At 68.5% G+C, this 12,577-nt stretch carries 9 protein-coding genes; 2 read left to right on the top strand and 7 right to left on the bottom strand.

What is annotated here, in order from left to right; genetic code table 11:
• Positions 1-71: 71 nt before the first annotated feature.
• The 3 genes from ACEZDG_RS37765 to ACEZDG_RS37755 all read right to left on the bottom strand — a co-directional run bounded on the left by ACEZDG_RS37765 (position 72) and on the right by ACEZDG_RS37755 (position 4,035).
• On the bottom strand, positions 72-1,115 hold the full coding sequence (locus ACEZDG_RS37765; protein WP_380519488.1) for a glycoside hydrolase family 11 protein: 1,044 nt from the start codon (positions 1,113-1,115) through the stop codon (positions 72-74).
• A gap of 234 nt (positions 1,116-1,349) precedes the next feature.
• The gene (locus ACEZDG_RS37760; protein WP_380519486.1) at positions 1,350-2,639 is read right to left on the bottom strand and encodes a cellulose binding domain-containing protein; all 1,290 of its coding nucleotides are present in this window, start codon (positions 2,637-2,639) and stop codon (positions 1,350-1,352) included.
• Positions 2,640-3,033: 394 nt separating this feature from the next.
• Entirely contained in the window at positions 3,034-4,035 is a 1,002-nt protein-coding gene (locus ACEZDG_RS37755) for a substrate-binding domain-containing protein (protein ID WP_380519484.1), read from the bottom strand.
• 474 nt (positions 4,036-4,509) lie between these two features.
• On the opposite strand from ACEZDG_RS37755, the gene ACEZDG_RS37750 reads away from it, so the two are divergent.
• Both ACEZDG_RS37750 and ACEZDG_RS37745 read left to right on the top strand, forming a co-directional pair.
• A complete protein-coding gene (locus ACEZDG_RS37750; protein WP_380519482.1) occupies positions 4,510-6,051 on the top strand; it encodes an alpha-L-arabinofuranosidase B in 1,542 nt (513 codons plus the stop codon).
• A gap of 185 nt (positions 6,052-6,236) precedes the next feature.
• Complete coding sequence (locus tag ACEZDG_RS37745; protein WP_380519480.1) at positions 6,237-7,307, top strand: aldose epimerase family protein; 1,071 nt, start codon at positions 6,237-6,239, stop codon at positions 7,305-7,307.
• A 113-nt stretch (positions 7,308-7,420) separates the two neighbouring features.
• Here ACEZDG_RS37745 and ACEZDG_RS37740 read toward each other — a convergent pair whose 3' ends face one another.
• The 4 genes from ACEZDG_RS37740 to ACEZDG_RS37725 all read right to left on the bottom strand — a co-directional run bounded on the left by ACEZDG_RS37740 (position 7,421) and on the right by ACEZDG_RS37725 (position 12,338).
• Positions 7,421-8,437, bottom strand: coding sequence for an ABC transporter permease (locus ACEZDG_RS37740; RefSeq protein ID WP_380519478.1), 1,017 nt, complete (start codon positions 8,435-8,437; stop codon positions 7,421-7,423).
• Positions 8,434-10,035, bottom strand: coding sequence for a sugar ABC transporter ATP-binding protein (locus ACEZDG_RS37735; RefSeq protein WP_380519476.1), 1,602 nt, complete (start codon positions 10,033-10,035; stop codon positions 8,434-8,436). The genes ACEZDG_RS37740 and ACEZDG_RS37735 overlap by 4 nt, the downstream gene beginning before the upstream one ends.
• A 7-nt stretch (positions 10,036-10,042) precedes the next feature.
• Positions 10,043-11,047, bottom strand: a complete 1,005-nt coding sequence (locus tag ACEZDG_RS37730) for a substrate-binding domain-containing protein (RefSeq protein WP_380519474.1) — start codon at positions 11,045-11,047, stop codon at positions 10,043-10,045.
• A 253-nt stretch (positions 11,048-11,300) separates the two neighbouring features.
• Positions 11,301-12,338: a LacI family DNA-binding transcriptional regulator gene (locus ACEZDG_RS37725; RefSeq protein WP_380519472.1), complete on the bottom strand. Its 1,038-nt coding sequence runs from the start codon at positions 12,336-12,338 to the stop codon at positions 11,301-11,303.
• Between the last annotated feature and the right edge of the window lie 239 nt (positions 12,339-12,577).

Here is a 12,577-nt window from a genome sequence, read left to right as displayed (position 1 = left end):
GTGGGGTTCTGCTGAACCCCACCCGACGGGCCGATCTGTCGTCGGGGCAGGTCACCCTGCGGGCGGCGCGGTCATCCCAGGCTCCACTTCTGGTTGCTGCCCCCGTTGCAGGTCCACAGCTCGACCAGGGCGCCGTTGGCGGTGCTCGCCCCGGTCACATCGAGGCAGAGTCCGGACTGCACGCTGGTGACGGTGCCGTCAGAGTTGACGTTCCACTGCTGGTTGGCGCCGCCGTTGCACGGCCAGGTGTCCACCTTGGTGCCCGGTGTGGTCTGCTTGTTGTAGTCGTCCAGGCACAGCGTTGTCCCGTTCATGGTCACGGTCAGCTGGCCGGCGGACGTGCGGGTCCAGTTCTGGTTCGCACCGCCCGAGCAGGTGTAGATCTGCGGCTGGGTGCCAGGTGTGGTTGATGAGTTGGGCACGTCCAGGCACTTGCCGGCGCCCGTCGCGTGCAGCGGCCCCGCGGTGCCGCCACCGCCGCCCCCGCCGCCTCCTCCGCCACCGGTGCTGCTGTCGAGGGTGATGTTGGAGTTGCCGCTGCTCTGGTAGCCCTCGGTGGCCAGGATCATGTAGTTGAAGCTGCCGAGGTTCATGCCGTGGCTGGCCCAGGCGTCGAAGAAGTTGCCGGTGGTGATCGTGCCACCGGTGCGCTTGACCTGCCGGACGGCCCAGTACTGGTTGAAGGTGGCCGTCCCGATGATGGAGGGCTCATTGACCCGCTGGGTCTCGTAGATGTCGTAGGTCCCGCCGTCGCTGGTCACCGTGCCCTTGTAGGTGCCGGTCGGCCGGTAGCTGCCCCAGCTGTCGGTGATGTAGTACTCGACCAGCGGGTTTGTGGTCCAGCCGTACAGGGACAGGTATCCGTTGCCGGAGGGATTGAAGGTTCCGGAGTAGTTGACCGTCCTACGGCCGCCTGTGCTCCAGCCCTCGCCCGCGACGAAGTTGCCGGCGTTGCTCCACGAGGTGCTGTAGTTGCCGCCGGAGCCCAGCGTCATGCAGGCCGAGCCGCTGCCCTCGGTCCAGAACGAGTAGAAGTAGCCGTTGTTGGTGCCGGTGCTGCTCGAGCACTGGGTCGTAGCCGCGCTCGCGGACGTCGGCAGGATCGCCCCGAGCATGGTCAGCGCCACGACGCACAGGCCGGTGACGAGCAGCCTGACCCGGTCACCCCAGTGGCGCGGCAATCGTGTCGGTCGGTCGTTCATGGGTGGTGGTCCCTTCGTATTGGGTCGGCTCGTCCAGGTCCGCGCCGGGCGCGTTAGCGCTAACAAATGTCGGCGCAACGCCCGTGCTGACGATGGCCGCAGTAGTCCCCGACGGATGACGGACAACAGACCGAGGCTGACAGTCGGTCAGGTGCAGGTCGGGGAGATCAGGGGCTGGTTGGCCCCGTTGACGACCATGCCCCAGGTGGTCGAGGCGCCGGGCGCCAGGCTGCCGTTGTAGGAGGCGTTGACCGCGGTGACCGCCGCGGCCGACTGGGTGACGGTCGCGTTCCAGGAGTTGGCGACGGTCTGCGTGCCGGCGAAGGAGAAGCCGACCTTCCAGCCACTGATCGCCGTGCTCCCGCTGTCGGTGACGGTGAACTGCAGCTGGTAGCCGCCGGTCCAGTAGCTCACCACACTGGTGCTGACGGTGCAGGCGCCGGTGCCCGGCGAACTGCTGGCACTCGCACTGCTGCTCGCGGAGGCGGAGGGGCTCGCGGAGGCGGACGGCGAGGCGCTGGGCGAGGCGCTGACGGGTGCGCTGGTGGTGTAGCTCGCCGCCGTGTACGCCTGGCCGCAGGAGGATCCACAGGAGGCGGGCAGCGAGAAGTTGTAGACCCGGCCCCCGTTCAGCAGGGTGTCGGCGGCGTCCACCACCTGGATCTGGTACTGCGATCCACCTGCCGTGGTCGGCGCGATGATGTAGTCGTCGCCCATGTCACTGTTCATCTGGGCGTTCTGCCAGGTGCCGCCCGAGTAGTAGCGGATCCCGTGGATCCCGTTCGGCAGGTGCGAGACAGCGATGGCCGGCCAGTAGACCTGTGCTGACTGCAGGAAGCCGATGTTGATGTCCCCGGTGTAGTTCGGCGCGGGGATGAACTTCCAGGTCACATGCCGGTTGTTCCAGTGACTGGGATACATGTCACCGACCGGCCGGCCGTTCAGTACGAACTGGTTCAGCGAGGCCTGGGCGAGGTCCACGTGGTACGGGTCGTCCCGGCACCAGGCGTTGGAGTCGCCACAGCTGTCCGCGACCACGAAGGTCAGGGTCGCCCCGTTGTAGGCGTCGGCGGTCCAGGAGCCGTTTCGGCAGAACGCCTGGTTCTGCGCACCGTCATTGGTGCCGGTGCAGTAGTCGCTGACGCTGACCTGGACATAGCGGCCGCAGTTCAGTCCATTGTCGAACATGCCCATGGTGCTCGCGTTGGACGCCGGGATCGGCCGGGTGAAGGCGCCGTAGTTCCCAGGGGTGTTGAACACATTCAGGGCCAGGAAGTTCTGGGTGTCCAACTGCGCCTGCGGCAGCCCGCAGCCGCCGTAGGGCGCCCCCAGCGAGGAGAACCAGGTGGCGTTGCCGGTCACCGCGGTCGACCCGCCCGACACGTCCAGGGCCCGGGCCGCCAGTTGGAAGGACAGCACCAGGGCCAAAGCGGACACGGCGGCGCCCAATGACTTCCAGGCCCGTGCGGATAAGCGGCGGCGAGCTGGCATGGTCGGTCTCCTCGCACTGGCGAAACGGCCCCGCGGCGGCTCGACGGGTTGCTGTGTTCATAGGAGCGCGGACGGCACCTCCGCAACCCATGGCCGCCCGGGACCGGAGAAGGCGCAGCTCAGCCGCAGTCCCGGAGGCCATGGCGATGAAACCTACATGCGGCCGGGGCGGGGACGCCGTCCTGACGATGCAGTTCGACGTCTCTCGGACGCCGCCGGCAACGGCGCCGAGGTCCGCGCCCCGGCAGGCCGCCGCCATCGGCCCGCTCCGTCGAGCGGACCGCGGTGGGCCTCCGGCGCTCGTTGCCGGCGAGCAGCGGTAGGAGGAGCGCTGGGGCGGTCAGCCGATGCCGAGTTGGGTCAGCATGGCCTGGTAGTCGCTGATGTTGCCCTGGGTGACCACACCGGCCCCGGTGCTCAACGTCGTCCCGTCCGACTCCAGGTAGGGCTTGACCAGCGCCAGCGTGGCATCCTTGCCCAGCACCTTGAACGCCGCCAGCAGATACGCCCCCGTGTACCCCTGCTGGTACGGCTGCTGCAACACCGTCGCCTGCACCGCACCACTCTGAATGAACTTCAACGTCTGCGGATCACTGTCCGAGGCAATCACCTTGATCTTCCCCGCCTTCCCCGCCGACGTCACCGCCTGCCCCGCAGCCGGACCATCATACGAATACACCCCGTACAAGCCCGTGACATTGGGGTCCGTCTGGAACGAGGTCGACGCGTTCGACAACGCCTTCGACGCATCCGTCCCATCGTTCAACGTCTGCGTGATCTTGATATTGGAACCCTCCAACGCCTTCTTGAACCCCGCTATCCGCTCCAACGAGTTCGACGCCGTCAACGAACCCGTCAGAATCACCACCTCCCCCTTGTTCCCCAGCACCTGCTTCATCGCCGCCCCCGCCTTCTCCCCCAACTGCTCGTTCAGACTGCCGAGGTAGAGCGCGGAACCGTCGTCGGCCGGCAGCGGCGAGTCGATCGCCACCACCGGGATCCCCGCCCTGTTCGCCGACGCGATCGGCGCCTTGATCGCCGTCGGATCGATCGCTGACACCGTGAACCCCGTGATGCCCTGGCCCCGCAACGTCTGAATGATCGACAACTGCTGGTCCAGACGCCCGTTGGCGGGGGCCTGGAACGTCCCCTTGATACCCAGGTCCGACAGGCCCTTGTTGAACCCCACCTTCCCCGCATTCCAGTAGTCCACCGCGACGTTCACCACCATCGCCTCATCCAGCTTCGACAGGTCCTTCCCCGCCAACGCCGCCTTGATCGCAGCATCCAGCTTGTTCAGATTGTCATCGTTGAAACTGATGTCACCCTGCAACGTCGGCACCGCAGCAGCAGCCGAAGACCCCGACCCACCCCCCGACGACGGAGCAGCACCCGCACCCGCACCCGTCTTACTGCACCCCGCCACACCCACAGCGACCGACAGCACGGCCCCCACGACAACCAACCTCATACCTCTGGTACCGGTGGAGAGAGACATGTGGATACCTTCCCGGTTCTCTTGTTTTCCGCTCACATGCTGGACTTTGACTGATGCTCAGACGCCAGCATTGTTAGCGCTCACAACATGGGGCGTCAACAGGTTGCGCACATCGCGTTCTGGTTGGGATGTGAGCGCTACCAAAGCCTCTGTGCGAAACCTTGACGCAACAACTTCCCCGGGCCATATTGTTCGTCACGCCGCGCCACACCCAAGTCCGGGACAGGGAACAAACATTGTGAGCGCTCACATGTCTGTTTGGTACATGCATGGCCTCTTCGTCAGGAACAAGGGAGTTCAGCTGTGAGTGCTCATTGGATGTCCCGCACCAAACGGTCGCTGCTCACCGCGGGTGCGGTGCTCGCGCTCGCCTGCGGAATGCTCGCCGGTACCGCGTCGACCTCGCAGGCGGCCCAGCAGGGTCCTTGTGACATCTACGCGGCGGCCGGCACGCCGTGTGTGGCCGCGCACAGCACCACCCGGGCCCTCTACGGCGCCTACAACGGCTCGCTCTACCAGGTCAGGCGGGCCTCGGACAACACCACCAAGGACATCGGCCTGCTGGCCGCCGGCGGCTACGCCAACGCCGCCGCCCAGGACTCCTTCTGCGCCGGTACCAGCTGCGTCATCACCGTCATCTACGACCAGTCCGGCCGGGGCAACAGCCTCACCCAGGCCCCCGCCGGCGGCGCCGCCTCGGGCCCCGACAACCTGGCCAACGCCACCGCCGCGCCCACCACGGTGGCCGGCCACGAGGCCTACGGCGTCTACATCCCGGCCGGCACCGGCTACCGCAACAACCACACCAACGGCATCGCCACCGGTGACCAGCCCGAAGGCATGTACGCCATCTTCGACGGCAGCCACACCAATGGCGGCTGCTGCTTCGACTACGGCAACGCCGAGACCGACAGCCACGACGACGGCAACGGCACGATGGAGGCCATCTACTTCGGCACCATCAAGGTCTGGGGCTACGGCAGCGGTGCCGGGCCGTGGGTCATGGCCGACATGGAGAACGGCCTCTACTCCGGCGTGAACGCCGGCTACAACGCCAACGACCCCACCGTCAACTACCGCTACACCACGGCCATCATCAAGGGCGGCGCGAACCAGTGGGCCATCCGGGCCGGCAACGCCCAGTCCGGCGGCCTGTCCACCTACTACAGCGGAGCACGCCCCAACGTCTCCGGCTACAACCCGATGAAGAAGCAGGGCGCCATCATCCTGGGCATCGGCGGCGACAACAGCAAGGGCTCCGCCGGCACCTTCTACGAAGGCGTCATGACCTCCGGCTACCCGTCGGACGCCACCGAGAACGCGGTCCAGGCCAACATCAACGCCGTCGCCTACGGCGGTACCACCACCGGCGGCGGCAGCGGATCGCTGACCCCCGGATCGCGCCTGTCGCTCAAGGCCACCACCGCATGCTGCACCAGCGACTACATCCGCCACGACGACGCCGACAACAACGTGGTCATCTCCCCGATCACCGCTTCAAGCAGCGCCACCGACAAGGGCGACGCGACCTGGATCGTGCACGCCGGCCTGTCCAACAGCGCGTGTGTCTCCTTCGAGTCCGCCAACCAGCCCGGCCAGTACCTGCGCCACCAGAACTACCAGCTCCACCTGTCCGCCAGTGACGGCACCGCGCTCTTCAACCAGGACGCGACCTTCTGCCCGCAGGCCGGCAACAACGGCCAGGGCGACTCCTTCCAGTCGGCCAACTACCCCACCCGCTATCTGCGCCACTACAGCTACACCGTCTACATCGCCAGCAACGGCGGCAGCAATGCCTTCGACAGTGCCACCTCCTGGAACGACGACACCAGCTGGCTTCTCGCCACTCCCTGGTCCTGATCGCCACCCGCCCCTGGGGCCGTACCGCCGTACCGGCGGTGCGGCCCCGTCCTCGGTCCGGCACCTCTCCGGCAGCGCCGGCCCCACCACAAGGCCCTGCCGCGGCACACGGCCGGCTGAGCGCGCCGTGGCCGGGCTGATGTTGCGTCAAGGATCGACGATTCCCGTGACCTAAGGATCCCCGCATGCTGGAAGCCATCCGCGAGCCCTGGACCCGCCTGCCCGACGGTAGGCAGGTGGACCGGTGGACGTTCAGCGGCGGAGGTGTGAGCGCGCAGATGCTCACCCTGGGCGCCACGCTGAGCGCCCTGCAGGTCCCGGACCGCCGGGGCCGGCCGGCGAATGTGGTCCTGTCGGCTGCGGACCCTGCCCAACTGCTGGCGCAGGCCCGCTACTTCGGAGCAACCGTCGGCCGCTACGCGAACCGGATAGCCGGCGGTCGACTGCCGGTCGGCGGAACCGAGCATCGCCTGTCCCGCAACGAAAACGGGCGCCACACCCTGCACGGCGGAGCGGAGGGCTTCGACACCCGCCTCTGGGAGAGCCGGGCCGTTCGCGAGTCGCACCGCACGGGCGTCGAGTTCCGTCTCCACAGCGCCCACGACGACCAGGGCTTCCCTGGAGAGCTCGACGTCACCGTGACCTACGCGCTCGACCCCGGCGGCGCCCTGGCGATCATCTACCAGGCCGTGGCAACGGCCCCCACGGTGATCAACCTCACCAACCACGCCTACTTCAACCTCGCCGGCGAGGGCAGCGGCGATGTCCTGGACCACCTGCTGCGGATCGAGGCCGACCACTACTCCCCTGTCGACCAGGACCTCATCCCGCTGCCCGGGCCTCCGGCCCGGGTGGCGGGCACCCCGTTCGACTTCACCGCTCCCCGACCGCTGGGCCGGTCGATCGGGTCCGACGACCCGCAGCTGCAGCTGACCGCGGGAAGCTACGACCACAACTGGCTGCTGCGCGAGGGCACGACCCGGATACCCCGGCCGGCGGCGACGCTGTGGCATCCGGCATCCGGGCGGCGGCTGAAGTGCCTGACCACGGAGCCAGGGCTGCAGGTGTACACCGGTACCCACTTCGACGGCAGCGTCCGCGGTCCCAGCGGGCGCCCCTACCTGCCCTTCGCCGGTGTCGCGCTGGAGACCCAGCACTTCCCCGACTCGCCGAACCGACCCGACTTCCCCAGCACCGTGCTGCAGCCGGGCCGGACCTACCGCTCGACGACCGTGTACCGGTTCTCCGCGGACTGACGGGGGCTTGCCCGAACGGCCGGAAGGGGTGCCGCCCGAATCGGGTGGCACCCCTTCCGGCACCTCAACCGCCCCGGCGGGCGGGGCTCCAGGGCTCCGTAGGGCAGCCGCGATCAGCGGCGCTTGGCCAGCCGCCGGGCGCGGAGCCGGTCGGCGGTGATGGCGATGCCGAGCACACCGCCCAGCACGATCTGGGTGTAGTTGGAGTTGATCTGAAGGGTGGTCAGACCGTTGTTGATCAGCTCCAGCAGCACCGCCCCGGCCACGATGCCCATGATGCGGCCCTGACCTCCCATCAGGCTGACCCCGCCGATGACAGCGGCGGCGATCGCGGAGAGTTCCCAGCCCACGCCGACGCCGCTGGCGGAGCCCACGCCCATCCGGCCCAGCACCAGCATGCCGGCGAGCCCGGAGAGGAGCGAGCTGGTGACGTACATGGACACCACCCGCCGGTTGCCCCGGATGCCGGCCAGCCGGGCCGCCTCGGCGTTGCCGCCGACCGCGTACACCTGGCGGCCCTGGTAGGTGCGCTCCAGGAAGAACCACGCTGCCACGGCGACGATGACGAACAGCACCAGGGGCACCGGGATCTGGGCCAGGTAGCTCTGCCCCAGATCCGCGAAGAAGCCGGAGATGCCGGGTATGGAGGTACCGGAGGTGATGGCCAGCGTCACGCCCTGGGCGACGGTGTAGGTGACCAGGGTGGTCACGAACGGGGGCATCTTCAGCCGGGTCACCGCCAGGCCGTGGATCAGGCCCACCGTCCCGCAGATCACCAGCGTGGCGAGGATCGCCACCCCGGCCGGCAGGCCCGCCCTGACGTTGAACCAGGAGGCCAGGATCACGCTGGTGCCCAGCAGCGCGCCGACCGAGAGGTCGATCCCGCCGGTCAGGATCACCAGGGACTCACCGATGGCGATCAGACCGTACTGGGCCAGGTCGAAGCCCATGCCCTGCAGGTTGACCGCGCTGGCGAAGGTCGACTTGTCGAGTGCGAGCGCGACGAAGACCACCACGCAGGCCACGACCACACCCACCTCGGGCGTCTCGACCAGGCGGCGAGCCAGCGTGGGCCGCAGGGATACGGCCTGCTTCACCTCGCCCGTCGTCGGTGCGGTGTCTGTGCTCATGCGCCGGGCTCCTTCGGATGCTGCTGCGTCTCGGTCGATGCGTCGGCCTGCGTTCCGGCCGCCGCGGTCATGATGAGTTCCTTGCTGAACCGCTCGCGCGGAATGTCCGCGACCACCCGCCCGTGGGCCATCACCACGATCCGGTGGCAGATCCACAGCAGTTCCTCCAGTTCCGAGGAGGCGGCGATCACCGCGAGGCCCTCCTTGGCGGCCTCGTCGATCAGGCCGTAGATCTCCGCCTTCGCGCCGACGTCCACCCCTCGGGTGGGCTCGTCCAGCAGCAGCAGTCGCGGCTCGGCCGCGAACCAGCGGCCGAAGACCACCTTCTGCTGGTTGCCGCCGGACAGGTCGCCCACCGGCTGCTCGGCCGAGTGCAGCCGCACGCCCAACTCCTGGACCAGCCGCCCGGCGTGCTCCCGGTCGGCCCGCGGGGTGAGCACCCCGCGCCTGCTGATCCGGCGCAGCGTCGCCAGGGTGATGTTCCAGCGCACCGAGGCGCCCAGGACCAGCGACTGCTCCTTGCGGTCCTCGGGGACCAGGCCGATGCCGGCTTCGACGGCGTCGGCGGGGTGCCGGGGGTGGAAGTCCTGGCCGTGCAGGGTCACGGTGCCACCGGTGCGCGGCTGCGCGCCCATGATCGTGTGCAGCAGGCGGCTGCGCCCGGAGCCCATCAGCCCGGCCACGCCGAGGATCTCCCCCGCGCGCACCTCCAGGTCGACCGGTCCCAGGCCGTCCGCGGTCAGGCCCGCGGTGGACAGGACGACCTTCTGTTCGACCGAGGGCGGCGGCGAGACGTCGGCGTGGGCCAGTTCGCTGCCCACCATCTCCCGGATCAGCCGCTCCTCGGTGGCCTGATCCGGCGTCAGGTCGGCGACCAGTCGGCCGCCGCGCAGCACGATCACCCGGTCGGACAGCGCCCGCACCTCGTCCAGGCGGTGGCCGATGAACAGCACGGCTCCCCCGGCCTCGGCATGGCGGCGGGCCAGCGCGAGCACCTTGTCGGCCTCGACCGGGCCGAGCGAGGAGGTGGGTTCGTCCAGGATCAGGACCAGCGGGTGGTGGCCCCAGGCCTTGGCGATCTCGATCATCTGCCGGACCGGGACCGGCAGCCGTTCGACCGGCCGGTCCACGTCCACACCCCGCACCCCCACGTCCTCCAGCAGGGCCCGGGCCTCGGCCCGGGTGGCGGACCGGTCGTAGCGCCAGGAGCTGCCGAAACGGCTCTCGCTGCCGACCGGGCGGCGCCCGAGCAGCAGGTTCTCGGCGACGCTGAGCTGGCCGACCAGGGGGAACTCCTGGGCGACCAGGCTCACCCCCAGGGCCTGGGCGTGGTCGGGACGGCCGCTGTGCAGTTCGTGGCCGTCGATCACGATGCTGCCGGTGCTCGCGGTCACCGTTCCGGACAGCACGCCCATCAGGGTGGACTTGCCCGCGCCGTTCTCACCGACCACACCGACGATCTGACCACTGATCAGTTCCAGTTCGGGGATGTCGAGGACTTTGACGGGTCCGTAGCTCTTGGTTACTCCCTGCAGGGACACGGCGGCGCGGGCCGCCGTGTCCTGGGACCGGGAGTGCGTGGCCTCGGTGGTGTCCACGGGCCGGTCAGCCGATGCCGAGCTGGGTCAGCATGGCCTGGTAGTCGCTGATGTTGCTCTGGGTGACCACACCGGCCCCGGTGCTCAACGTCGTCCCGTCCGACTCCAGGTACGGCTTGACCAGCGCCAGCGTGGCATCCTTGCCCAGCACCTTGAACGCCGCCAGCAGATACGCCCCCGTGTACCCCTGCTGGTACGGCTGCTGCAGCACCGTCGCCTGCACCGCACCACTCTGAATGAACTTCAACGTCTGCGGATCACTGTCCGAGGCAATCACCTTGATCTTCCCCGCCTTCCCCGCCGACGTCACCGCCTGCCCCGCAGCCGGACCATCGTACGAATACACCCCGTACAAGCCCGTGACATTGGGGTCCGTCTGGAACGAGGTCGACGCGTTCGACAACGCCTTCGACGCATCCGTCCCATCGTTCAACGTCTGCGTGATCTTGATATTGGAACCCTCCAACGCCTTCTTGAACCCCGCTATCCGCTCCAACGAGTTCGACGCCGTCAACGAACCCGTCAGAATCACCACCTCCCCCTTGTTCCCCAGCACCTGCTTCATCGCCGCCCCCGCCTTCTCCCCCAACTGCTCGTTCAGACTGCCGAGGTAGAGCGCGGAACCGTCGTCGGCCGGCAGCGGCGAGTCGATCGCCACCACCGGGATCCCCGCCTTGTTCGCCAACGCGATCGGCGCCTTGATCGCGGTGGGATCGATCGCCGACACCGTGAACCCCGTGATGCCCTGGCCCCGCAACGTCTGAATGATCGACAACTGCTGGTCCAGACGCCCGTTGGCGGGGGCCTGGAAGGTGCCCTTGATGCCCAGGTCCGACAGGCCCTTGTTGAACCCCACCTTCCCCGCATTCCAGTAGTCCACCGCGACGTTCACCACCATCGCCTCATCCAGCTTCGACAGGTCCTTCCCCGCCAGTGCGGACTTGATCGCAGCGTCGAGCTTGTTCAGGTTGTCATCGTTGAAACTGATGTCACCCTGCAACGTCGGCGCCACCGCGGCCGAAGACCCCGACCCACCCCCCGACGACGGAGCAGCACCCGCACCCGCACCCGTCTTACTACACCCCGCCACACCAAGAACGACCAACAACGCCGTCCCCACAACAACGAACCTCTGACGCCTGATACCTGCAGTGCTGAGCATGGCGGGAATTTCCTTCCGGATTTTGTTAGCGCTAACATTCTGGCGGAGACCTTGCGGTGGTGATTCCCGGGACCTGTGGATCTCCCAGGTCCCGGACGTGGGATCAGCCGGCGTGCCTCCGCCGACCGCTGGTGCTGGAGCGCAGAACGAGTTCGGGGGCGATCAGGAGCCGCCCGGCGGGAGACCTGTCGTGAGTCATTTCGTCGAGCAGCAGTTCCAGGCCGCGTCGGCCGAGTTCTCCGAAGTCCTGGCGCACGGTGGTCAGTGGCGGAGTGAAGTAGGAGGCCTCGGGGATGTCGTCGAAGCCCACCACGCTGATGTCGCCCGGGATGGTGCGACCAGCCTGGTTCAGCGCCCGCAGCACCCCCAGTGCCATGTGGTCGTTGGCGCAGAACACCGCGGATGCCTCGGGCTCCTCCAGCAGTTGCAGCCCCGCCTCGTAGCCCGAACGCGCGCTCCAGTCCCCCGCCAGGACCTCCGGCACCGGGGCCCCGGCCTGGGTCAGAGCCGTCCGCCAGCCGGCCTGGCGGGCCTGGGCGTCCAGCCAGCTGGAGGGACCCGCGACATGGTGCACGGTGTGGTGCCCCAGGTCCAGCAGGTAGCGGGTCGCCGCCTCGCCGCCGGCCTCATTGTCCACCGCGACCCCCGACACCTTGGCCTGGGCCCCGGACCCCACGGCGACGACGGGCACAACGCTGCGCACCTTCGCCAGGGCGCCCACGGCGGAGGTCTGCGGCGCGATCACCAGCACGCCCTCCACCGCCTGGTCCCGCAGCCGGTCCACGGCTTCCTGGACCGAGCGTTCGTCCAAGGAGCGCAGGCTGGCGATGCTGACGAAGTAGCCGGCGCTGCGGGCGGCCTGCTCGATGCCGTAGAGCATCGAGGCGGGCCCGTACAGCGTGGTGTCGAAGCTGACCACACCGAGGGTCTGCGACCTGCGGGTGACCAGGGTGCGCGCGGCCGAGTTCGGACGGTAGTCCAACTCCCGGATCGCTTCGAGCACCCGCTCCCTGGTCTCGCCCTTGACGTGCGGGCTGTCGTTGAGGACCCGCGACACCGTCTGGTGCGAGACCCCGGCGAGCCGGGCCACGTCCGCCATGACGGGCTGACGATCTGGCGCGACGAGGGGTACTTCAGCCATCGCCATCCTCTTGTGGGTAGTCTGGGGGGAACGCGATCGAAAAGCTGCCGGATGCGCGCCCCTGTTTCCCGGGCGTTTCGGCAACTGCATTGTTAGCGCTCACAAGATATCCCGTCAACGGGTTGCGCAGATCACATTTTGGTCGCGCCAGCGCGGGGGCGGCGCGGGCGGCCGGCGGCGCGGGGTGCAGGCGGCGCGGGCGGGAGGCGGCGCGGGGCGCAGGCGGCGCGGGCGGGAGG

Origin of the sequence: Streptacidiphilus alkalitolerans, assembly GCF_042511045.1 — a bacterium.
GTDB lineage: Bacteria > Actinomycetota > Actinomycetes > Streptomycetales > Streptomycetaceae > Streptacidiphilus > Streptacidiphilus alkalitolerans.
The sequence above is the reverse complement of the archived record's forward strand: the minus strand, read 5'-3'. Positions and strand labels throughout refer to the sequence as shown.